This is a genomic window from Bordetella genomosp. 2 (assembly GCF_002261345.1).
In the GTDB taxonomy this organism is placed as follows: Bacteria; Pseudomonadota; Gammaproteobacteria; order Burkholderiales; family Burkholderiaceae_B; genus Bordetella_A.
The window spans coordinates 398,397-419,146 of sequence record NZ_NEVT01000003.1 but is presented as its reverse complement, the minus strand read 5'-3'; the positions used below and the strand labels follow the sequence as shown (position 1 = coordinate 419,146).

At 68.5% G+C, this 20,750-nt stretch carries 20 protein-coding genes; 15 read left to right on the top strand and 5 right to left on the bottom strand.

All coding sequences use genetic code 11. The features are described from left to right. Positions 1 to 113: 113 nt before the first annotated feature. From CAL24_RS04050 to CAL24_RS04040, 3 genes are read left to right on the top strand one after another with little or no spacing between them, the layout of a single operon-like run. Entirely contained in the window at positions 114 to 1,028 is a 915-nt protein-coding gene (locus tag CAL24_RS04050) for an SDR family NAD(P)-dependent oxidoreductase (protein WP_094805788.1), read from the top strand. A gap of 7 nt (positions 1,029 to 1,035) precedes the next feature. Then, entirely contained in the window at positions 1,036 to 1,890 is an 855-nt protein-coding gene (locus tag CAL24_RS04045; protein WP_094805787.1) for a MaoC/PaaZ C-terminal domain-containing protein, read from the top strand. A gap of 32 nt (positions 1,891 to 1,922) precedes the next feature. After that, positions 1,923 to 3,146, top strand: a complete 1,224-nt coding sequence (locus CAL24_RS04040) for a CaiB/BaiF CoA transferase family protein (RefSeq protein WP_094805786.1) — start codon at positions 1,923 to 1,925, stop codon at positions 3,144 to 3,146. Positions 3,147 to 3,160: 14 nt separating this feature from the next. Here CAL24_RS04040 and CAL24_RS04035 read toward each other — a convergent pair whose 3' ends face one another. Beyond that, positions 3,161 to 4,426, bottom strand: coding sequence for a hypothetical protein (locus CAL24_RS04035; RefSeq protein WP_141218046.1), 1,266 nt, complete (start codon positions 4,424 to 4,426; stop codon positions 3,161 to 3,163). Between CAL24_RS04035 and CAL24_RS04030 the strand changes: the two genes are divergently transcribed. The 8 genes from CAL24_RS04030 to CAL24_RS23960 all read left to right on the top strand — a co-directional run bounded on the left by CAL24_RS04030 (position 4,425) and on the right by CAL24_RS23960 (position 12,291). After that, positions 4,425 to 5,546: an ABC transporter substrate-binding protein gene (locus tag CAL24_RS04030; protein ID WP_094805784.1), complete on the top strand. Its 1,122-nt coding sequence runs from the start codon at positions 4,425 to 4,427 to the stop codon at positions 5,544 to 5,546. The genes CAL24_RS04035 and CAL24_RS04030 overlap by 2 nt on opposite strands. Positions 5,547 to 5,574: 28 nt before the next feature. Beyond that, on the top strand, positions 5,575 to 6,447 hold the full coding sequence (locus CAL24_RS04025; protein ID WP_028356708.1) for a branched-chain amino acid ABC transporter permease: 873 nt from the start codon (positions 5,575 to 5,577) through the stop codon (positions 6,445 to 6,447). A gap of 20 nt (positions 6,448 to 6,467) precedes the next feature. After that, positions 6,468 to 7,352 (top strand): branched-chain amino acid ABC transporter permease, encoded by an 885-nt coding sequence (locus CAL24_RS04020; protein ID WP_028356709.1) that lies wholly within the window; start codon positions 6,468 to 6,470, stop codon positions 7,350 to 7,352. Then, a complete protein-coding gene (locus CAL24_RS04015) occupies positions 7,349 to 8,095 on the top strand; it encodes an ABC transporter ATP-binding protein (RefSeq protein WP_094805783.1) in 747 nt (248 codons plus the stop codon). Before CAL24_RS04020 ends, CAL24_RS04015 begins: the two co-directional genes overlap by 4 nt. Beyond that, positions 8,092 to 8,814 (top strand): ABC transporter ATP-binding protein, encoded by a 723-nt coding sequence (locus CAL24_RS04010; RefSeq protein WP_028356711.1) that lies wholly within the window; start codon positions 8,092 to 8,094, stop codon positions 8,812 to 8,814. The genes CAL24_RS04015 and CAL24_RS04010 overlap by 4 nt, the downstream gene beginning before the upstream one ends. After that, a complete protein-coding gene (locus CAL24_RS04005; RefSeq protein WP_094805782.1) occupies positions 8,814 to 10,433 on the top strand; it encodes an AMP-binding protein in 1,620 nt (539 codons plus the stop codon). Before CAL24_RS04010 ends, CAL24_RS04005 begins: the two co-directional genes overlap by 1 nt. A gap of 27 nt (positions 10,434 to 10,460) precedes the next feature. Further along, entirely contained in the window at positions 10,461 to 10,910 is a 450-nt protein-coding gene (locus CAL24_RS04000) for a MaoC/PaaZ C-terminal domain-containing protein (protein ID WP_094805781.1), read from the top strand. Between the two features lie 112 nt (positions 10,911 to 11,022). After that, positions 11,023 to 12,291: a hypothetical protein gene (locus tag CAL24_RS23960; RefSeq protein WP_141218045.1), complete on the top strand. Its 1,269-nt coding sequence runs from the start codon at positions 11,023 to 11,025 to the stop codon at positions 12,289 to 12,291. Positions 12,292 to 12,400: 109 nt separating this feature from the next. On the opposite strand, the gene CAL24_RS03990 is transcribed toward CAL24_RS23960, so the two are convergent. Then, positions 12,401 to 13,783, bottom strand: coding sequence for a 3-deoxy-D-arabino-heptulosonate 7-phosphate synthase (locus tag CAL24_RS03990; protein WP_094805779.1), 1,383 nt, complete (start codon positions 13,781 to 13,783; stop codon positions 12,401 to 12,403). Between the two features lie 132 nt (positions 13,784 to 13,915). Between CAL24_RS03990 and CAL24_RS03985 the strand changes: the two genes are divergently transcribed. The 3 genes from CAL24_RS03985 to CAL24_RS03975 all read left to right on the top strand — a co-directional run bounded on the left by CAL24_RS03985 (position 13,916) and on the right by CAL24_RS03975 (position 16,524). Further along, positions 13,916 to 14,794, top strand: a complete 879-nt coding sequence (locus CAL24_RS03985) for an RNA polymerase sigma-70 factor (RefSeq protein ID WP_028356715.1) — start codon at positions 13,916 to 13,918, stop codon at positions 14,792 to 14,794. Positions 14,795 to 14,916: 122 nt separating this feature from the next. After that, the gene (locus CAL24_RS03980; protein ID WP_028356716.1) at positions 14,917 to 15,357 is read left to right on the top strand and encodes a cupin domain-containing protein; all 441 of its coding nucleotides are present in this window, start codon (positions 14,917 to 14,919) and stop codon (positions 15,355 to 15,357) included. A 144-nt stretch (positions 15,358 to 15,501) separates the two neighbouring features. After that, positions 15,502 to 16,524, top strand: a complete 1,023-nt coding sequence (locus CAL24_RS03975) for a LysR family transcriptional regulator (RefSeq protein WP_028356717.1) — start codon at positions 15,502 to 15,504, stop codon at positions 16,522 to 16,524. An 8-nt stretch (positions 16,525 to 16,532) separates the two neighbouring features. Here the strand turns inward: CAL24_RS03975 and CAL24_RS03970 are convergent, their stop codons facing one another. The 3 genes from CAL24_RS03970 to CAL24_RS03960 are packed head-to-tail and all read right to left on the bottom strand — an operon-like array spanning position 16,533 to position 18,296. Beyond that, the gene (locus CAL24_RS03970) at positions 16,533 to 17,033 is read right to left on the bottom strand and encodes an Ohr family peroxiredoxin (RefSeq protein ID WP_419670725.1); all 501 of its coding nucleotides are present in this window, start codon (positions 17,031 to 17,033) and stop codon (positions 16,533 to 16,535) included. Positions 17,034 to 17,043: 10 nt separating this feature from the next. Beyond that, positions 17,044 to 17,805 carry an SDR family oxidoreductase gene (locus CAL24_RS03965; protein ID WP_094805778.1) on the bottom strand — a complete coding sequence of 254 codons (762 nt, stop codon included), beginning with the start codon at positions 17,803 to 17,805 and terminating at the stop codon, positions 17,044 to 17,046. Between the two features lie 11 nt (positions 17,806 to 17,816). Then, positions 17,817 to 18,296: a carboxymuconolactone decarboxylase family protein gene (locus CAL24_RS03960; protein ID WP_094805777.1), complete on the bottom strand. Its 480-nt coding sequence runs from the start codon at positions 18,294 to 18,296 to the stop codon at positions 17,817 to 17,819. Between the two features lie 286 nt (positions 18,297 to 18,582). On the opposite strand from CAL24_RS03960, the gene CAL24_RS03955 reads away from it, so the two are divergent. Further along, positions 18,583 to 20,709 carry a bifunctional 2',3'-cyclic-nucleotide 2'-phosphodiesterase/3'-nucleotidase gene (locus CAL24_RS03955; protein ID WP_094805776.1) on the top strand — a complete coding sequence of 709 codons (2,127 nt, stop codon included), beginning with the start codon at positions 18,583 to 18,585 and terminating at the stop codon, positions 20,707 to 20,709. Positions 20,710 to 20,750: the final 41 nt, after the last annotated feature.

Here is a 20,750-nt window from a genome sequence, read left to right as displayed (position 1 = left end):
CACGCAAAAGGGGGGTGTCTTTAATTTTGAATTCCGCTGGCCTGCCCTGAAATCTACCATGCAGAGAGTCGGGGCGCGGCATGCTGGCGCGGCCCCCCCAAAGGAGAATCCTCATGAGCGGCATGGTTGCAGGAAAGGTGGTGGTTGTAACGGGCGCCGGCGGCGGCATCGGGCGCGGCATCGCGCTGGCGATGGCGGCGGCGGGCGCCAAGGTGGTGGTCAACGACATCGGCGTCTCGCTGCAGGGCGAAGGCGGCGGCGCCGGGCCGGCCGAGTCGGTGGTCCGGGAAATCGTCGCCGCCGGCGGCCAGGCCTGCGCCAATACCGACAGCGTGGCCAGCTACGAGGGCGCCCACAGCATCATCAAGACCGCCGTCGACGCCTACGGGCGCATTGACGCGGTGATCAATAACGCGGGCAACCTGCGCGACCGCGTATTCCACAAGATGAGCGAAGAAGAATGGCGCCAGGTGCTGGACGTGCACCTTAACGGCTCGTTCTACATGAGCCGCGCCGCGGCTCCCTACTTCCGCGAGCAGGAATCCGGCGCGCTGGTCCACATGACCTCCACCTCCGGCCTGATCGGCAATTTCGGCCAGGCCAACTATGCCGCCGCCAAGCTCGGCATCGTCGCCCTGTCCAAATCCATCGCCCTCGACATGGCGCGCTACCATGTGCGCTCGAACTGTATCGCGCCATTCGCCTGGAGCCGCATGACCAGCTCCATCCCGGCCGAGACCGAGGCCGAGAAGGCGCGCGTCGAGAAACTGAAGAAAATGGAGGCCAACAAGGTGGCCCCCCTGGCGGTGTACCTGGCCAGCGACGCGGCCAGCGAGATCACGGCGCAGATCTTCGCCGTGCGCGCCAACGAGATCATGCTGATGAGCCAGCCGCGCCCGCTGCGCAGCGTGCACTACAGCGAAGGCTGGACGCCCGAGCTGATCGGCGAGATAGCCATGCCGGCCATGCGCAAGCATTTCTATGCGCTGGAGCGCTCGCCCGACGTCATCGACTGGGATCCCATCTGAGGCGGCCATGGACTACGACACCATCAAGAACTGGCGCTTCGAAGACATCCGCCACCGCTACGACGACAAGGACACGATGCTGTACGCGCTCGGCATCGGCCTGGGGCAGGATCCGCTCGACGCGGGCCAGCTGCGCTACGTCTACGAGCAGGACTTGCGGGCCTTCCCGACCCTGGCCACCGTGCTGGCCCACCCCGGCTTCTGGATGAACGACCCGCGCGCCGGCATCGACTGGGTGCGGCTGGTGCACGGCGAACAGCGCCTGGCGCTGCACGCGCCGCTGCCGGCCAGCGGCACGGTGATCGGCAAGAGCCGCATCACGCACGTCATCGACAAGGGCGCCGACAAGGGCGCGCTGGTGGTCACCGAACGCAAGCTGCACGACGAATCCGGCGCCTGCCTGGCCACGCTGCGGCAGACCACCTTCTGCCGCGGCGACGGCGGCCTGGCGCGCAGCGACGACAGCCCGGAGCCGCTGGCGCCGGCGCCGACGCGCGCGCCCGACCGGCAGTGCAGCCTGGCGGTGGCGCCCAACGCCGCGCTGCTGTATCGCCTGAACGCCGACCGCAATCCGCTGCACGCCGACCCGGAAGTCGCGCGCCGCGCCGGCTACCCGCAGCCCATCCTGCACGGCCTGTGCACCTACGGCATGGCGGCGCACGCCATTGTCAGGAGCTGGTGCGACTACGACGCTGCGCGCCTGACCAGCCTGGACGCCCGCTTCTCGGCGCCGGTCTACCCGGGCGAAACGCTGCAGTTCGACATGTGGCGCGGCGCCGACGGCGCGCTGCAGTTCATCGTGCGCGCGCCGGCGCGCGACGTAGTGGTCATGAGCCACGGCGCCGCCACCATCGTTTCCTGAGGCGCGGCCGCGCGCAAAGAGCAGTCATCCATATGGAATCCCGCCCCCCGCCGCTGGACGGCATCCGCGTGCTCGACCTGAGCCGCATCCTGGCCGGCCCCTGGTGCACCCAGAACCTGGCCGACCTGGGCGCCGACGTCATCAAGGTCGAGCGCCCGGGAACCGGCGACGACACCCGCCACTGGGGCCCGCCCTACTTGAAGGACGGCGCCGGCCAGGACACTTCGGAAGCCGCCTACTACCTGAGCGCCAATCGCAACAAGCGTTCCCTGGAAGCCGACATGGCCACGCCCGCCGGCGCCGCGCTGATACGCGAGCTGGCGGCCAAGAGCGACATCCTGGTGGAGAACTTCAAGGTCGGCGGGCTGCGCAAGTACGGCCTGGACTACGACAGCCTGAAACAGCTCAACCCGCGGCTTATCTACTGCTCGGTCACCGGTTTCGGCCAGGACGGCCCCTGCGCCCACCTGCCCGGCTACGACTTCATGATCCAGGGCCTGGGCGGGCTGATGAGCATCACCGGCGAACGCGACGACCTGCCGGGCGGCGGCCCCCAGAAGGCCGGCGTGGCCGTCACCGACATCATCACCGGCATGTACGCCACCGTGGCCGTGCTGGCAGCCCTGCAGGAACGCCATCGCAGCGGCCGGGGCCAGCACCTGGACATCGCCCTGCTGGACTGCCACGTTGCCATGCTGGCCAACCAGAACTCCAACTACTTCGCCTCCGGCGTGGCGCCCACCCGCGCCGGCAATGCGCACCAGAACGTGGTGCCCTACCAGGTATTCGCGGCTGCCGACGGCCACCTGATCGTGGCTACCGGCAACGAATCCCAGTACCGGGCCTATTGCAAGGCGATCGGCGCGCCGGAGCTGGGCGACGACCCGCGCTTCGCCACCAACCGCCTGCGCGTCACCAACCGCGACGCGCTGATCGCCCTGCTGGGCGACATCATGAAGCGCGGCCGCCGCGACGACTGGATCGCCAGGCTGGAAGCGGCCGGCGTCCCCTGCGGCCCGATCAACAACATTGCCCAGGCGTTCGCCCACCCGCAAGCGCAGGCGCGCCAATTACGCCGCGACCTGCCGCACCCGCTGGGCGGCAGCGCCGCCGTCACCGCCAGCCCGCTGCGCTTCTCGGCCTCGCCGGTGGTGTACCGCAACGCCCCGCCGCTGCTGGGCCAGCATACCCGCGAGATCCTGCGCGACGTGCTGGGCAAGAGTGACGCGGAAATCGCCGCCGCGCTGCAAAGCTGACGCCCGCCAGACCGCTAGCCGTCGGCCTCAATGCGATAGCAGGCGACGGCCGGGCCGATGCGCAAGTCCCGCTGGACGCCGCGCTCGGCGTTGATCTGCCGTAAGACGATCGGCTGGTACAGATCCTTGCCGCGATGCACGACCAGGGCCTTTTCCTGGGTGGTTGACAGAAACAGGACTTTGACGCCTGGAAGCTTCGCGGTGGCGCGTTCCCGGTCCTGCTTGTCGAGCTGGCAATGGTCGGCCTCGACGGTGTCGAAGTCGAAGACAATCGCGGACAGCAACGCACTGGCCGCGCGCGGCCCGGCCATCACGAGCGAGGCATTGACAGCCACCAGGCAGGCAATGAACGTCATCAACGTACCCAGGGCCTGCCCGGTTTTTCGGTAGAAGGCGCGCTGACGGGTGGGGCGCTGCGTTGGTTCGCCCCCGACGGCAGGTCGCGCGGCATCCGACACCTGACCTTTCGGCCGCTTCGGTCCCTTGCACAGACGGAGATAACTGAGCAGGAACAGGAAATCGAAAACAAGGACGACGGCCAGCAACAGGATGGAGCTGCACAGCAGCATCGAGAATCCCGTCGCCGCTGCATGGGCCACTGGCGTGTTCACCGCGCTGATTTTCCAGAGGTCCGCGATCCAGTAATCGGCGGATCCCTTGGCGAAGTAAAGAAAGAACAACTGCAGGCCGACCAGGAAAATCTTGAAAAACACGTCGTGCCACATCGCGCGGACGAGCGGAAACTGCGCCAGCAGTGAGATCGCCATGGCGATGGCAAACAAGGGATAGATCAGCAGTGCCGCCGCCAGCACCAGCGGCTCTGATGGACCGACAATGATCAACGCGAAGAGTACCAGCGCGGAGATTTGCAGCAACGCCGTGGCCCACAGGCGCCGCGTGGACAGGGGGCGAAGCTGGCAGTACGCGAACGCGACCGCGGACCTGCAACAACGTCGCAGGTTGCGCGCCAACACCGACAGGATCAACGCCGTCAGCACCGGCAGTGCAGCCACGACAATAGCTGCCAACACAAGACTCAAAACCACCCGCATGCGCCTCCCTTCCTTCTTTGGCCATTGTCCCGGCCGCCGGGGCTTATTTGACCAACAAAACTTCCGCCGCGCACCCGCCGCTGGACGCCAATCCACACGGGAAAACCCGGCGTTAAGCAAATCCGAATAGGTTCGGCCAGGGGGAATGGCTAGCATTTTCCAAGCCGCCCGCCCGTCCGGCACGGCGTTGCGGCGCACAATAATGACGCCCCGTGTGGAGACATTCATGAAGAAGCTGCTTGCCGGCCTGGCGCTGTGCCAAGGCCTGATTCTGACGTCGCAGGCCGCCGCCGCCGACCTGGCCATCGGCGGGCTGTTGCCCATGAGCGGCAGCAATGCCGAATACGGCCAGATCTTCTCTTCCGGCGCCAACCTGGCGGTCGAGCACATCAACGCGTCCAAGATGCTGTCGGGCAAGCTGTCCATCGTGTACGAAGACAGCCAGGCCCTGCCCATGCAGGGCGTCATCGGCATGAACAAACTGGTCAACGTCGCCAAGGTGCCGTTCGTGCTGAGCGCCTTCACCGGCGTGTCGAAGGCCATCGCCCCGGTCGGCACGCGCAGCAAGACGGTGATGGTCAACGGCGGCGGCGTCGGGCCCGACCTGGCGGAGCTGGGCGATTATTTCTGGAACACCATCCCGCTGGTGGACTTCGAAGTGCGCGCCATGGTGCCCTACCTGGTCAAGGAGCGCGGCATCAAGCGCATCGCCCTGGTCTACGTGGACGACCCGCTGGGCCAGTCGGTGGTCAAGGAGCTGGAAGCCGCGCTCGGCAAGGCCGGCGGCGAGCTGGCGGGCAGCTTCTCGGTGCCCGCCACCGCCCAGCAGTTCTCCGGCATCGCCGCGCGCGTGCGCGACGTCAAGCCCGACGCCGTGTATATCGCCTCGTACGGCAGCCAGCAGGGGCAGATCGTCAAGCAGCTGCGCGACAACGGCGTATCGCAGCAGATCGTCAGCTACTCGGCCTTCGCCATTCCCTCGACCCTGGGCCTGCCCGAATCGCGCGGCGCGCTCTTCACCAGCCAGAAGGTCGACTGGGACAAGCAGGACGACATCACGCAGCGCATGCTGGAGGACTACAAGAAGCAGCACGGCAAGGCACCCAACATGTACGTGCTGAACTACTACAACGCCGTGCGCACCTTCGCCGTGCTGGCCGCCGCGCTCGAGAAAGCCGGCAAGCCGGTCACCGGCGAGAACCTGCTGGCGCAGCGCAAGGCCACGCCAACCTTCGAATTCGTGGGCGCGACCGTGTCGTTCGCCGAGGACGGCACCATCAAGGCGCCGATCCAGATCAACCAGATCGGCGAGAACGGCGCCCGGCCGGTCGCCGACGTGGCGCAATAAACGCGGCGCCGCCACGCCCGCAGCCGCCATGCTGTTCGTCCAGCTGTTCATCAACGGTATCCAGACCGGCGCCCTGTATGCCCTGATCGCGGCGGGTTTCTCGCTGATCTTCGGCACGACCCGCGTCTTCCACGTGGCCCACGGCGCCGCGTTCACCCTGGCCGGCTTCGTGTTCTACGAGCTGTACACCGCATTGGGCTGGGCCTGGCCGCTGGCCGCGCTGGGCGCGGCCGCGGCCGCCGCCCTGTTCGGCGTGCTGGTCGACCGCTACGTATACGCCGCCATCCAGCGCCACGAAGGCGCGTTCTTCACCGTGTTCGTCGCCTCGTTCGGGCTGGCCATCGTGGTGCAGAACCTGATCACCATCGGTTTCGGCCGCGGCCTGGTCACGGTGCCCACGCCGCTGAGCAAAAGCGTGGAACTGCTGCCCGGCCTGTACGTGGCGCCGATGGCGGCGGTGGCGGTGCTGTGCGCGCTGCTGGCGTTCGGCGCGCTGCAATGGCTGCTGACGCGCACCAACCTGGGCCTGGCCCTGCGCGCGCTGGGCGAGAACCCGGAGCTGGTGCGCGTTTACGGGCTGACCCCGCGGCGGCTGTCGCAGTATGTGTTCCTGATCGGCTCGCTGCTGGCGGTGCCGGCGGCGATCCTGACCGCGGCCACGTCCGGGCTGAACCCGGCCATGGGCCATCACGTCATGCTGATCAGCATCGCCGCCACCATCGTCGGCGGCGTGGGCAGCCTGCGCGGCGCGGCCGTGGCCGGGCTGCTGCTGGGCATGGCGGAGAACCTCTCACTGGCCTGGATCGACCCGCAATGGAGCGAAGCGGTCACCTTCGTAGTGCTGTTCCTGTTCATCCTGTTCCGGCCCGGCGGCGTGTTCGGCCGCGCCGTGGCCTCGTAGCCATCCGACAGAGGCAACGCATGCTGGCCTACCTGCAAAACATTGCCGTGCTGTTCTGCATCAACGCCATGCTGGCGGTGACGCTCAATTTCATCATGGGGTACGCGGGCATTTTCTCGCTGGCCCACGCCATCTTCTTCGGCGTCGGCGCCTATACCGCGGCCAACATCGCCATGCACTTCAGCGACTCGCTGCTGCTGTGCATCGGCGGCGCGGTGCTGGTGTCGGCCGTGCTGTCCATGGCGCTGGCGCTGCCGGCGCTGCGGGTGCGCGGCGAATACTTCGTGGCGGCGTCGCTGGGCCTGCAGGTGATCGGCGTCACCGTGTTCTCCGAATGGAAGGGCGTCACCGGCGGCCTGGGCGGGCTGGTGGGCATCCCGCCGCCGACGATCTTCGGCCACGCCCTGGCCACCCCGGCCGAGTTCCTGGCGCTGGCGGCGGCCGGCCTGGCCGCCGTGCTGCTCATCACCACGGCGCTGCTGCGCGGCAGCTTCGGACGCAGCCTGATGGCCATCCGCGACAGCGAATCGGCCGCCCAGGCGGCCGGCAAATGGGTGGCCGCCATCAAGACCCTGTCGGTCGCCGTGTCGGCCGGCCTGGCGGCGGTGGCCGGCGCCATCTATGCCTTCTACATGAGCTTCGTCAACGTCGAAGGCTTCATGCTGGAAACCTCCATCCTGCTGATGGCCATGGTCATCATCGGCGGCACCGGCACGGTGTTCGGCCCGCTCATCGGGGCGGCGCTGCTGATGCTGCTGCCGGCCGCGCTGACCTACCTGCCCTTCCTGCCGCCCGCCGAGCTGGGCACCGTGCAGCAGATCGTCTACGGCGCCATCATGGTGCTGCTGATGATGTACCGGCCGGGCGGCCTGGTGGGCGGCCGCCGCAAGGGAGACGGCGCATGAAGGCGGCCGCCGACGCTTCCGCCGTGCTGCTGCGCCTGTCGGGGCTGTCCAAGCGCTTCGGCGGCCTGCAGGCCATCAGCGACGTCTCGCTGGATTTGCCGGCCGGCCAGATCACCACCCTGGTCGGCCCCAACGGCGCCGGCAAGACCACCCTGTTCAACATGATCACCGGCCACCTGGCGCCGACGGCGGGCGCGGTGTACCTGCACGGCCAGCCGCTGGCCGGCATGGCGCCCTGGCAGATCGCGCGCCGCGGCGTCGGCCGCACCTTCCAGGACCTGCGCCTGTTCACGCACATGAGCGTGCTGGAGAACGTCACCACCGTGATCGAGCGCGGCAGCTGGCTGTGGCAGCCGCGCGCCGACTGCGCCCGCATCGAGGCGGTGCTGCGCGAAACCGGGCTGTGGGACAAGCGCCACGAGCGCGCCGCCGACCTGGCCTATGCCGAACGCAAGTTCCTGAGCCTGGCCCGCATCATGGCTGGCGATGCCTCGCTGTGGCTGCTCGACGAACCGGCCTCGGGCCTGGACCCGCGCTCGTTCGCGCGCTTCGTGGCGCTGCTGCGCGACTACGCGGCGCGCGGCATCACTATCTGCATCATCGAGCACAACCTGGACCTGGTCACGCAACTGTCGGACCGCCTGGCGTTCCTCGACCAGGGCCGGCTGCTGGCCTGCGGCGACCCGGCGGCGATCCTGAAGGACCCGCAGCTGGCCGCCATTTACTTCGGAGAACGCGCATGAGCCCCGCCGCACCCGCTGTCCTGGAAGCGCGCGGCCTGCGCGCCGGCTATGGCGGCCGGCCGGTGCTCGACGGCCTGGACGTCCGCCTCGACGCCAACGAAGTGCTGTGCCTGATCGGCCACAACGGCGCCGGCAAATCGACCTTGCTGAAGGCCCTGTTCGGCCTGCTCGTCCCGCAGGCCGGCAGCGTGCTGCTCGACGGCGTCGAAGTGGCGCGGCCCGATCCGCGGCGCCTGGCCGCCGCCGGCATTTCGATGGTGCCCGAAGGGCGCGGCATCTTCCCGGGCCTGACCGTGGCCGAGACCATGCGGCTGGGCCTGTGGTCGGCCGGCGTGCCCAAGCATGAGCACGCGGCGCGGCTGGACTGGGTGATGGAGGTGCTGCCGGCCCTGCGCAAGTTCTACGGCCAGCGCGCCGGCACCCTGTCGGGCGGCCAGCAGCAGATGGTGTCGCTCGGCCGCGCCCTGCTCAGCCAGCCGCGCTGCCTGCTGCTGGACGAACCCTCGATCGGCCTGGCGCCCAAGCTGTTCCAGGACCTGATGGGCCCGGTGCGCGCGCTGCAGCAGGAACGCGGCATGTCCATCCTGATTGTGGAGCAGAACGTGCGCGAGGCCTTGAAGATCGCCGACCGCGTCATCGTGATGAAGTCCGGCGCGCTGATCCGCGCCGGCGTGCCAGCCGACTTTGCCGACAATACCGACCTGATGGAGCTGTACTGATGCCTGAAACCGCCGCGCCGGCGCCCGCGCGCCTGGCGGACCTGTACGCCGCGCACCTGCGGGCGCGGCCCGGGGACACCGCGCTGATCGACGAAGCCGGCGCGCTGACTTATCGCGACTTCCACCACTTGTGCCAGCGCGCGGGGCAATGGCTGGCCGCCCAGGGCATCGGGCCGGGCGACAAGGTCGCGGTCTGGCTGGCCAACCGGCGCGAATGGCTGGCCCTGCTGTTCGGCCTGGCGCAGCGCGGCGCCACGCTGGTGGCCATCAACACCCGCTACCGCAGCGCCGAGCTGGAATACATCCTGGCGCGCTCGCGCGCCCGCATGCTGCTGATGCAGCCATCATTCCGCAAGATCGACTTCCCCGCCGTGCTGGCCGGGGTGGACCCGGCCGCCCTGCCCGACCTGGAATGCATCGCCCTGGTCGACCCGGGCAGCGCCGCGCCCGCCCCCATCTGCGGGCGCCGCACCGTGGCGTTCGACCTCGATGACCCGGCCGTGGCCGCCGCGACGCCGGCCGACGCCGCCGACCCGGCGCGCGAAGTCATCCTGTTCACCACCTCGGGCACCACCAAGGGACCCAAGCTGGTCATGCACAGCGCCGCCACGCTGGCTGCGCACACCCGTTGTGTAGCCGCCTCCTACGGCTTGCGCGAGCCGGATGCGCGGCTGCTGGCCGCCCTGCCGCTGTGCGGCGTGTTCGGCCTGAACGGCGCGCTGGCCGCTCTCGAGGCCGGCGCGCCGATCGTCATGATGGACCTGTTCGATGCGCCACGGGCCGCCCGGCTGTTGCGCGAGGAGCGCATCACGCACCTGTTCGGCAGCGACGAGATGCTGCGCCGCATTGCCGACGAGGCGCCCGGCGCGCGGCCGTTCCCGGATGCCCGGGTGTTCGGCTTCGCCACGTTCAGCCCGGGCGCGGTGGAGCTGGTCGAGCGCCTGCAACAACGCGGCCTGCCGCTGCGCGGCCTGTACGGTTCCAGCGAAGTGCAGGCGCTGTTCGCGCTGCAGGCCGCCGGGTTGCCGGTGGCCGAGCGCGCCCTCGGCGGTGGCTGCCCGGCGGCCGGCGCAGCGGCGCAAGTGCGGGTGCGCGACCCCGCCAGCGGCGCGCCATGCCGGCCCGGCGAACAGGGCGAGATCGAGATCCGCGCACCGGGCAACTTCATCGGCTACCTCGACAACCCCGATGCCACCGCGCAGGCCATGACGCCCGATGGCTACTTCCGCACCGGCGACCTGGGCTATTTGCGCCCGGACGGCAGTTTCGTCTACCTGGCCCGCATGGGCGACGCGCTGCGGCTGGGCGGCTACCTGGTCGACCCGGCCGAGATCGAGCACGCCCTGGCCCGGCAACCCGGCGTGCGCAACGCCCAGGTGGTCGGCATCGAGCTGGACGGCCAGCCGCGCGCGGCGGCCTTCGTCATCGCCGAGCCCGGCGCGACGCCCGAGGCGCTGCTGGCGCCGCTGCGCGCCGCGCTGGCGCCCTTCAAGGTGCCGGCCCGCCTGTGGCTGGTGGACGAGTTCCCCACCGCCGCCAGCGCCAACGGCTTCAAGATCCAGCGGGCGCGCCTGCGCCAGATGGCCGAGGAACGCCTGCAACAGGAAACGCCGGCCTGACGCCCGGCCCGCCCCGCCCGAACCGTGATGAGCTCCCATTCCCTGTACTTCGAAGACTTCCACGCCGGCCAGGCGTTCGAAAGCGGCGCCCGCACCATTACCGAGGCCGACCTGACGATGTTCTCGATGCTGTCGGGCGACTGGAATCCGATCCATGCCGACCAGGTATACGCGGCAGGCACCAAGTATGGGCAGCGTCTGGTGCATGGCGCGCTGGGCATCGCGATCGCCACCGGCATGATGCACGAACTGGGCATCTTTCATCGCTCGGTGGTGGCGATGCTGTCGCTGCGCGAATGGAAATTCGAGAAGCCCATCTTCGTGGGCGACACGCTGCACCTGGTACTGGAGATCCTGGCCGTCAAGCCCGGCGCCAGCGCGCGCGTCGGCGCGGTGGATCGGCGGCTCAGGCTGGTGAACCAGCACGGCGACACGGTGCAGGACGGCTGCAGCGAGGTGCTGGTGTTGAAGAAGTGACGCCAGACGCCGCAGCGCGAAAAGCGACAAGATCGCTATTTAATCAAGCGGTATCGTGATTGAAGGTTTGGGTAAGATCTGGCAATCATTGTCCCGATCTCCCTGGCTCTCCATGTCCGCTGTACCTCATGTCGTTGCCCAGATGGCAGCACGCGAAGTTTGCTCCGCAGCCAACGCGCTTGAAGCGCACCAGTGTTTCGAGCGCAGTATCGACGAGCTTGCAGACTGGCAGATTATTTTTGCCGACATGTCGGACGTTGGGTCAATCAAGCTACTCAATCTCCCCCTTGGCGAATCCGGATTCATCGGTTCCGTGTTCCGCGGACGCTCATTGTGGATTATGGACGCGCCGTTCGTCGCACAAGGCAAGTCCGCCTCTGTCCCAATTCGCAGCGGCTCCGCCGTGTTCATCGATTCCAATGCAGCCAGCTATATCCGGGCGATCGCATATCAAGCGAACGTAAGCCAACGAGCGCGGGAAGGGGCAGATTGGATCAACAAACTCGGCGAGCGCCTGGGACATCTGAACTTCACACTCTACCTCTGGGAGTCGCAACGCAACTGGACCGAGGCAACAATCAAAAGTTGCACACAAACCATCGCGGCGGTCCACGCGTTAAATGCCACCGGTGGCCCCTTGACCGTTGAATGGGGCCAACGCTATCGCAACCGATTCCGCGATCAGGCGGAATTCATGGCGACCGCAATCCTGGACGATTTTCAGCAAGATCTGGACAGTGGCTTAGCGCAGGGAATCAACCAACAAGTGAACATGATGGAGGCAATGTTGGTGCGTACCCAATTATTGGTTCTCGGGTCCAGGAAATCTCCGCAGCACAAGCTCGCGGAACTTATCACCTTCATGCACGAAGCGCTTTCCACCATAGCACTGCGCGAACTCATCGTCTGCGGAGACATCCTTGCCCGCAACACGCAGGCGCGGATTGTGCACAAACTCAATTCCCTACAAAACCACCCCGATCCGTTGGCCCTCCTGCGAAACTGTGCCTGGGATCTCTACATTCCCCGGGCTCTCGACCAACTGTGTGCCGTCAATCCTCATAAGGAACCCAATTTTGATTTCTACCTGGCCGAACTGCTCACATTCGACGGCGACGTGGTAGATATGCTGCGCACCACCCAGCTCAGGGCCCTGGCCGTCCATCGGCCCACAATGCAGTCATTCCCCTTCTTCGACCACGACATCGCAGAGTGGTTGGGCAACAGAGTAGGCGGCAAGCGCATGGACAGCCTGGAAGACATTTTCAGCCCGAAGGCCTTTGAATTGCGCGCGCAACGACGATCCGTATCGACGGTTGAAGATGTCCTGAACGAGGATAAAAACCGGTTGCTTCACATGCTGAACCGCCAGAGCAGATGAAGCATGAGTTACCCGCAGCCAAGACACTGTGTCCCAGCTCTCTGGACAGTACCACCCCAAGCGTTCGCCGACCATGCCGGCGCCCTACCGCCAAGCCGAGAACTGCCCGTCAGGCGCGGCCGGCTGCAGCGAACAAATCGTCCGGATGCACCATCAATTCCCGCGCCTGGCGCAGCGCCGGGTATTGATGCAGCACCGCCCGCCACCGGGGCGATTGCAGCAAGTCGGTCCAGACCGGCTCCAGCTCGGCCTCGTCGCCCTGCCGTCCAGCCGCCAGGCCGCTGGCGAACGCCAGGCTGGCCGGCGCGGACAACAGCTGCATGCGGCTGGCGGCGCTGAGCAGTCGCGGCGCCGCTTCGACCGGCGCGTCGCAGCAATACAGCACCGTTGCCGCCAGGCCGGCCGCGTCGTCCGGCAGCCCGGCCAGCGAAGCGCCGCGCAGGCGCACCACGCCCTGGCGCGTTTCGAAGGAATAAACCGTCTCTGGCGCCGCGTGCGCCAGCAAACGCAGGCCGCGCAACAGGCGCGGCAGGTCGGTGCCGGCAGCGTCCGCCGAGGCCTTGGCCTCCACCAACAGGCAGACGTCCCACGCCGCCCCGGCGTCATCGGCGCCGGCCCGCCGCAGCAGGACGGCGTCCCATTCGGTCTTGGCGCGCGCCGCCTCGCCCGGTATTGCCGCCGGGACGCGCATCGACGTCACCACCCGGTAGGGCCGCCCGGTGCCGTCCAGGCCGTCGAGCCGCCGGGCCACCGCCTCGAGGGCGCGCGCGGCCAGCGCCTCGACCGCGGCGCCGCGCCGCCGCGAGGCCGAGCCCTGCATGGCAGCCGTATCGCTGCCCGGGCGCGGGCCGTTGCGGTCCCACAGGGATTGGTATTGCCGCGCCAGCGCATCGGACGCCAAGGCGTCGAGCCGCTGCAGGCGGCCCAGGGCGGGCTCGGCCAGCAGGCGTTCCAGGCCCTGCGCGATGGCGGGCTCGGCGGCCAGTTCCGGCATCGCCAGGATGCCGTGCGCGGCGTCGGCCAGCGCCGTCCAGGCCGCCGCCGACGCCGCCCCGTGCAAGCGCGCCAGGGCGTCGCGCAAGCGGCCCGGCGGCATGCGCTGTTGCTTGGCCGGATGGGCAATGGTGTTGACGGCGCCATGGACGGCGCGGCGATACTGCCCGGCATGGGCCGACAGCGATGCGTATTCGCGCACCTGCGGCGCCGCATGCCGCAGCACCATGGCCTGGAACACCGGGTCGCCCTGTTCCGCGCGCATGGCATCGCGAATCAATTGCTGCAGCAATGCGACGAATTGGCGTTGCCGGGCCGCGTCCGGAATGGCGCCGCGCGCGATTTCCTGACGGACCCGTTCGATCGCCAGCGCGAGCGCGGTGGCCGTGTCGCCGCGCGGCCCCCCGCCGCTGTCGGGAGGCAGGTCCGGCAAGCGGTAGCGGCGCTCGACGCCGCGCAGCAGCGTATCGAGGCAGGTGAGCGATGACGGCCGGTCCATGACGGGGAGAATACCAGTTGCGGGCGGCATTCCTGCAAGGGCGCGGGCCCGCCCGGCCTGGCGGGCCGGCTTGCCGTTTCGCCGGGGGGATCGCAAAATACCGATCCCTGCCTCCTGGCGCTGGCCCGCCCCATGACCGACCCCACCCGTCTGTTCAACCAGCATCGCGCGCGCCTGTACGCCCTTGCCTACCGCATGCTGGGCACGGTGGCCGACGCCGAGGACGTGGTGCAGGATGCCTGGCTGCGCTGGCACGAGGCCGACCACGCCGGGCTGGAAAACCCCGAGGCCTGGCTGGTGACGGTAACCACCCGCCTGGCGCTCGACCGCCTGCGCGCGGCCAAGGCTGAAAGGGCCCACTACGTGGGGGCCTGGCTGCCGGAACCCATGCTGATGGCGGCGCCGGACACGCCCGAGCAGATCCGCGAGTTCGCCGACGATGTCTCGGTGGCCTTCCTGTTCATGCTGGAACGCCTCTCGCCCGAGGCGCGCGCCGCCTTCCTGATGCGCGAGGTGTTCGACGCCGACTATGAAGACGTCGCCCTGACCCTGGGCAAGAGCATGGCGGCGTGCCGCCAGCTGGTGCGGCGCGCCCGGCAGCAATTGCGCCAGGCCGATCCGCGCCGCGCCGTGCCGCGCGACACGCACCGCCGCTTGATGCAGGCATTCGCGCAGGCCATGCAGCAGGGCGACTTCCATACCCTGCACGCCCTGCTCAATGACGACGCCGAACTGATCGGCGACGGCGGCAGCAAGGTCACCAGCTTCGCCAGGCTGGTGGGCGGCAAGCGCCTGGCGCAGCTGTTCTATGCCGGCGCGCGGCGCTTCGGCGACGGCGTGCGCGTGGAGGTGGCCGAGGTGAACGGCCAATGGGCCCTGCTGCGCTTCATCAACGGCAGCCTGGAGTCGGTGCAGTCCTACGATACCGACGGCCAGCGCATCACCCGCGTACTGGTGCAGCGCAATCCCGACAAGCTCGAACGCATCGCCGCCGCCTTGGCGCGCGGCTAGGCCCGCCGCCGCGCGGCGCATTGGTGCCGGACGTTCAACACGGTGATCCCGCGCGCGGATCTACCGGACCGCCGGCGCGGCTCCTACGATAGGCCTGTCTCCCCACTGACCAAGGAAAGGCCATGTCGAAGCTCATGAAAATCGCATTACCCTTCATTGCCGCCGGCGCCCTGCTCGGCGCGCCGGCGCACGCGGCGCCGCCGGCCGGCCACGCGGGCCACGCGGCCGGCGCGGCCGAACCGATCGTCACACCGCTGCTGACCAAGGCGCTGCCCGACATCCCCGGCAAAGAGGCTCTCATGCTCGTCGTCGACTACCCGCCCGGCGCAGCCGACCCCATCCACCGGCACGACGCCCACGCCTTCGTCTATGTGCTGGAAGGCAGCATCGTGATGCAGGTCAAGGGCGGCCAGGAGGTCACGCTGAAGCCGGGCCAGACTTTCTACGAAGGGCCGGACGATATCCACACGGTGGGCCGCAACGCCAGCCAGACCGAGCCGGCCAAGTTCGTGGTCGTGCTGGTCAAGAAAGCCGGCGCGCCCGCGTTGCTGCCGTTGCAATAAGCGCGCCGCAGCGGCGCGGCCGCCGGCGGGCGGCGTCCCGGCTTCCACGATGCGGAAAACCGGTTTTTTTTGCAGACTGCGTCACAAAATCGCGGGCTCGAACGTCTTGAAGACATGGACCACCCTTCCATTCTTCCAGCGATCATGCCGACACTCTCCGCTCCCGCCCTGCCGACCCTTCCGTCCAACCCGGCCGCGCCGTCCAACGGCGCCGACTCCCTGGCGTACAGCTTCGCCACCAGCTACGCGGGCGTGGTCGCCTTCATCGCGGTGGCGGCCGAAGGCAATTTCGCCAAGGCCGGCGACCGGCTGGGCATCGGCCGTTCGGCGGTCAGCCGCAGCGTGCAGAAGCTGGAAGACCAGCTGGGCACCCGCCTGTTCGTGCGGACTACCCGCAGCACCTCGCTCACCCCCGAGGGCGAACGCTTCTACGAGAATTGCCACCCCGGCGTGGAGCGCATTGTGCAGGCCCTGGACGCCATGCGCGACCTGCGCGCGGGCCCCCCGTCAGGCCACCTGCGGGTATGTTCGACGGTCGGTTTCGGCCGCAAGGTAGTGGCCCCGCTGCTGCATGGCTTTCGCGCCCGTTATCCGGACATCGCGGTCGACCTGCTGCTGGACGATGCCCCCACCGATTTCACCACCGACCGCATCGATGTCTCGTTCCGCAACGGGCGCATGGAAGACAGCCAAGTCATCGCCAAGCAGCTGATCCCCATGCAGATGCTGGTCTGCGCGTCGCCGGCCTACGCGGCGCGGCGGCCGCTGCCGCGCGATATCGACGAGCTGGCCAGCCACGACTGCGTCAACTTCCGACTGGCGTCGGGGCGGGTGTTCGAATGGGAATTCAAGGTGGGCGGCCACCTGCGCAAGTTCACGCCGCCGGGGATGCTGGCCTTCAACGATGCCGACCTGGTGCTGCAGGCGGTGCTGGACGGCCATGGCATCGCCCAGATGGCCGGCTACCAGGTGTGCGAGCACCTGCGCGCGGGCCGGCTGGTGGCCTGCCTGCCGCAGTACGCGCCCGACGACCGCGGCCATTATCTGTGCTTCCTGAGCCGCCAGCACTTGCCGTCGCGCATGCGCGCCTTCATCGACTACATGACCGAGCAGATCCGCGCGCAGGACCTGCAGATCCTGCAAAGCCTGCTGCCGAGGCCGGCGTGACCGGCCCGCTATTGGCTCAGCGCCACCACGCTGTCGATCCCGCGCCGCGCCATCTTCGCGTAGGGGCACAGGCGCTCGGTATTGCGCACCAGTTCCTCGGCCACCGGCTTGTCCAGCCCCGGCAAGTGGATGTCGATGTGGGCGGTCAGGGCATAGAGCCCGTCGACCGGATCGCGCCCGAAGGTGACGCAGGCGGTCACCGCGGCATCCGGAATGGCCAGGCCCGCCTGGGCGGCCAGCAGGCTCAGCGCCCCGTGGAAACAGGCCGCGTAGCCGGCCGCGAACAGTTGCTCGGGGTTGGTGCCGCCCCCTTGCCCGCCCAGCTCGGCCGGCAGCCGCAAGTCCACCTGCAGCGCGCCGTCGTCGGAGCGGGCAATGCCGGACGCCCTGCCATGGGCGGCCTCCCCGCCCCGCACGGTGACGCGGGTGGTGTACAGGGCCCGGAAGTCTTCCCCCCGGTACTTTTCCAGCAGCGACAGGGACGGCGCTTGCGGCTTGCTCATCGGCATTCTCGTGCGGTCAGGCGGCTTGCTGGCGATGGGAGCGGCTGAACCAGGTATCGAAATCGATCCGGCCCAGGCGCGCGCCCGGCCCGGGCACCAGGGTGTCGTCGTCCAGCGCGGCGCCGAAATAGCGCGCCTCGCCGTCCGCCACCACGGTGCGCGCGTCGCCGATTTTACGCAGGTAGCGCTGCGCCAGCTCCGCCAGGCGCACCCGCTCGGGGCCGGCGATCTCCACCGTGGCGTTCAGCGGCGCGGCCAGCGCCGCGTCCGCCACGGCCGCGGCCACGTCATCGGAGGCGATCGGCTGCATGAACGCCGGCGACAGGCGCACCACATTGCCTGCGGCCCCCGACTGCACGATGCCGCCGAGGAACTCGAAGAACTGCGTACTGTGCACGATGGTGTAGGGAATCGACGCGGCCTCGATCAGGTTTTCCTGGGCGATCTTGCCGCGGAAGTAGCCGCTTGCGGCCAGCCGGTGCGTGCCCACCACCGACAGCGCCACATGGTGGCGCACGCCGGCCGCCGCCTCGGCGGCCAGCAAATTGCGGCCCGAGGTCTGGAAGAACTCCAACACCGCCTTGTCCTCGAACGAAGGCGAATTGGCGACGTCCACCACCACGTCCACGCCGACCAGCGCCGCCTCCAGGCCTTCGCCCGTCAGCGTGTTCACGCCGGTGCTGGGCGCCGCGGCAATGGCCTGGTGGCCGCGCCGGACCAGGATGTCGACGAGCTTGGAACCGATCAGGCCGGTTCCGCCGATGACCAGGATCTTCATGATGGGTCTCCTCAGCTCAGCTGGGCCTTGTCCAGGCCGAACAGCTTGTCGGCCGAACCCGGCACGGTGCGGAACCCGACGTTGAGCCGGTTCCACGCGTTGATGGACATGATCGAGAAACTCAGGTCGGTGATTTCCTGCTCGGACAACTGGCTGCGCACGCGCTCGTAGATCTCATCGGGCACGCCCTGGGGCGCCAGGTGCGTCAGCGCCTCGGTCCACGCCAGCGCGGCGCGCTCGCGCGGCGAGAACAGCGTGGATTCGCGCCAGATGGCGACGTGGTGCAAACGCAGTTCGCGTTCGCCATGGATCTTGGCCTGCTTCACGTGCATATCGACGCAAAAGCCGCAGCCGTTCATCTGCGAGGCGCGGATCTCGACCAGGTGCAGGATCGACGGCTCGATCGACCTGGATTTGAGCAGCATGCCGAACTCGGCGAACTTCTTGAACAGATCGGGGGCTTGGGCGGCTGCGTTCAGGCGTTGAGTCATGATGGTTCCCTCGGTTGGTTGGCGCCACCCGCCAGGGTGGCCGGAGCGTTGAGTTGGCTGGGGCAACGGACCAATCGTAGGTCCGGCCCGGCCAACCCGGTAGACGCCGCCAAGGGACCACGGTGTTGCCTCAAGGGCACCAATCAATGGCCGTCGGCGCCGGCCGCCGCGCGCATTTTTTGATACACACTTTCACCTGGCTGGCATCTGGCCGTCACAACGGCGTCAGCATCGGCCCCAATACTCGGCAACGCCTTCCCGACCCAACCGAATTGAGGAGTTTCCGATGTCCGTGCGCACGCTGTTCTTCGACCGTCGCAGACGCATTCCGCGAATGCTGCTGGCGCTGCTCCTGGCCGGATCCCTGGCCGCCTGCAGCAATAGCGACGACGATTCCGACGACGACAACGGCGCGCCGCCGCCGCCCGCGCAACAGGAAAGCGCCACCGCCAACCTGGCGCTGCTGGCCACCACCGACCTGCACTTCAATGTGCGCAGCTATGACTATTTCAAACTGGCCGACGACCCCAGCTATGGCTTCGAGCGGACCGCCACGCTGATACGGGCCGCGCGCCAGGAGTTTGCCAATACGCTGCTGGTCGACAACGGCGACACCATCCAGGGCACCGCCCTGGCCGACTACGAAGCCCAGGTCGCGCCCATTCCGTGCACCAGCCAGTCCTCCATGTACCAGGCCATGGCGGTGCTGAAATACGACGCCGGCACGCTGGGCAACCATGAATTCAACTACGGCCTGCCCTTTCTCAATCAGATCCTCGGCGGCGGCCTGCAAGTGGAAGGCGTGGACGCCGGCCTGAAGTGCGCCGGCCCCGGCTTCCCGATGACGCTGGCGAATGTCCACAGCGTCGCCAGCGGCAAGGAGCTGCTGCCGCCCTACGTCATCCTCGAACGCGAGCTCGAGGCCACCCAGGACGACGGGGACCCGGTCACCCTGCCGATCAAGATCGGCGTGGTCGGCCTGACCACGCCCGGCATCATGAACTGGGACAAGCGCTACCTGGAAGGCAAGGTCACGGTGAGCGGCGGCCGCGAAGCCGCGGCCGCCCAGGTCGCCCAGGCGCGCGCCGCCGGCGCCGACCTGGTGCTGGTGCTGTTGCACGGCGGCATGAGCGACGCCGGCTACTCCCCCGACATGGAGAACCCCGGCCTGTACGTGGCGCAGGTGCCCGGCGTCGACGGGCTGGTCATGGGCCACCAGCACGGCGTGTTTCCGGACCGCGGCGCCCGGCCGGCCTACGACTATGCCGGCGTGGACAACGCGGCGGGCACCGTGCATGGCGTGCCGGCGGTCATGGCCAGCTCGTGGGGCAAGGGCCTGGGCGTGATCGACTACACGCTGCGCTGGGATGGCAAGGCCTGGCAGGTGGACAAATCGCGGACCCAGGCCGAAGTGCGCAGCATCCAGACCGTCGATGCCGCCGGCAATACCCGGTACGTCGAGCCCGACGCGGCCGTGGCGGCGTCGGTGCAGACCCAGCACGAAGCCGCGGTCGACTACGTCAAGACGCCCATCGGCACCTCGGACTTCCGCATGAGCACGCTGTTCGCCGACGTCGGCGATCCCGGCGCGATCCAGCTGGTGAACCAGGCCCAGCAAGCCTATGTGGGCGACTATGTGGCGGCCAACCTGCCGCAATACGCCGGCCTGCCGGTGCTGTCGATCAGCGCGCCCTTCAAGGCCGGCTTCCAGGGCGGCGGCGACTACACCGACGTTGCCGCCGGCCCGCTGGCCATCTACCACGCCGCCGACCTTTACCTGTACCCGAATACCGTCTATGCGGTGAAGGTCACCGGCGCGGAACTCAAGCTCTGGCTGGAAAACGCCGCGTTGCGCTTCAACCGGATCGACCCCGCGGCCACGCAGGACCAGTGGCTGATCAAGGACACCAAGACCGGCCAGGTGCCCGAGGGCCAGTCCGCCTTCGCCGGGTACAACTTCGACATGTTCACCACGCCCGACCTGCGCTACGAGATCGACGTCACCCAGGCTCCGGGCAGCCGCATCAAGCACCTGAGCTATCGCGGCGCGCCGGTGGACGGGCTGGACTTCATCGTCGCCACCAACAACTACCGGGCCGAAAGCAGCGCGCGCTACATCCTGGGCGAAGGCAAGGCGTTCGACATCGTGTATGCCTCGCCCGACGCGAATCGCGACGTGGTGATCAACTACATCAAGGACCACCCGCAGATCACGCGCGCCGCCAATGGCTCGGCGCGCAGCTGGCGCTTCACGCCGGTGCACGTCGCCGGCGCCGTGCTGTTCAAGTCGGGCAAGGACTCGCTCGGCGTGGCGCAGGCCGCCGGCCTGGCCGGCATCAGCCTGGTGGCCGCCGACGACGGTTCGGGCGAAGGCCGCGCGGTCTACCGCATCGACCTGTCGCAGGCGAACTGACGCCCGGGGCAGGCGCGGGGGCCGGCCTGTGCCGGCCCCCG

Bases quoted from the DNA above. Each gene is read 5' to 3' on its own strand.
- CAL24_RS04050 (WP_094805788.1), top strand. From the start codon at position 114: ATGAGCGGCATGGTTGCAGGAAAGGTGGTGGTTGTAACGGGCGCCGGC.
- CAL24_RS04045 (WP_094805787.1), top strand. From the start codon at position 1,036: ATGGACTACGACACCATCAAGAACTGGCGCTTCGAAGACATCCGCCAC.
- CAL24_RS04030 (WP_094805784.1), top strand. From the start codon at position 4,425: ATGAAGAAGCTGCTTGCCGGCCTGGCGCTGTGCCAAGGCCTGATTCTG.
- CAL24_RS04005 (WP_094805782.1), top strand. From the start codon at position 8,814: ATGCCTGAAACCGCCGCGCCGGCGCCCGCGCGCCTGGCGGACCTGTAC.
- CAL24_RS03965 (WP_094805778.1), bottom strand. From the start codon at position 17,805: ATGAAGATCCTGGTCATCGGCGGAACCGGCCTGATCGGTTCCAAGCTC.
- CAL24_RS03975 (WP_028356717.1), top strand. From the start codon at position 15,502: ATGCCGACACTCTCCGCTCCCGCCCTGCCGACCCTTCCGTCCAACCCG.
- CAL24_RS03985 (WP_028356715.1), top strand. From the start codon at position 13,916: ATGACCGACCCCACCCGTCTGTTCAACCAGCATCGCGCGCGCCTGTAC.
- CAL24_RS23960 (WP_141218045.1), top strand. From the start codon at position 11,023: ATGTCCGCTGTACCTCATGTCGTTGCCCAGATGGCAGCACGCGAAGTT.
- CAL24_RS04015 (WP_094805783.1), top strand. From the start codon at position 7,349: ATGAAGGCGGCCGCCGACGCTTCCGCCGTGCTGCTGCGCCTGTCGGGG.
- CAL24_RS04010 (WP_028356711.1), top strand. From the start codon at position 8,092: ATGAGCCCCGCCGCACCCGCTGTCCTGGAAGCGCGCGGCCTGCGCGCC.
- CAL24_RS03990 (WP_094805779.1), bottom strand. From the start codon at position 13,783: ATGGACCGGCCGTCATCGCTCACCTGCCTCGATACGCTGCTGCGCGGC.
- CAL24_RS03980 (WP_028356716.1), top strand. From the start codon at position 14,917: ATGTCGAAGCTCATGAAAATCGCATTACCCTTCATTGCCGCCGGCGCC.
- CAL24_RS04000 (WP_094805781.1), top strand. From the start codon at position 10,461: ATGAGCTCCCATTCCCTGTACTTCGAAGACTTCCACGCCGGCCAGGCG.
- CAL24_RS04040 (WP_094805786.1), top strand. From the start codon at position 1,923: ATGGAATCCCGCCCCCCGCCGCTGGACGGCATCCGCGTGCTCGACCTG.
- CAL24_RS04035 (WP_141218046.1), bottom strand. From the start codon at position 4,426: ATGAATGTCTCCACACGGGGCGTCATTATTGTGCGCCGCAACGCCGTG.
- CAL24_RS03960 (WP_094805777.1), bottom strand. From the start codon at position 18,296: ATGACTCAACGCCTGAACGCAGCCGCCCAAGCCCCCGATCTGTTCAAG.
- CAL24_RS03955 (WP_094805776.1), top strand. From the start codon at position 18,583: ATGTCCGTGCGCACGCTGTTCTTCGACCGTCGCAGACGCATTCCGCGA.
- CAL24_RS04025 (WP_028356708.1), top strand. From the start codon at position 5,575: ATGCTGTTCGTCCAGCTGTTCATCAACGGTATCCAGACCGGCGCCCTG.
- CAL24_RS04020 (WP_028356709.1), top strand. From the start codon at position 6,468: ATGCTGGCCTACCTGCAAAACATTGCCGTGCTGTTCTGCATCAACGCC.
- CAL24_RS03970 (WP_419670725.1), bottom strand. From the start codon at position 17,033: ATGCCGATGAGCAAGCCGCAAGCGCCGTCCCTGTCGCTGCTGGAAAAG.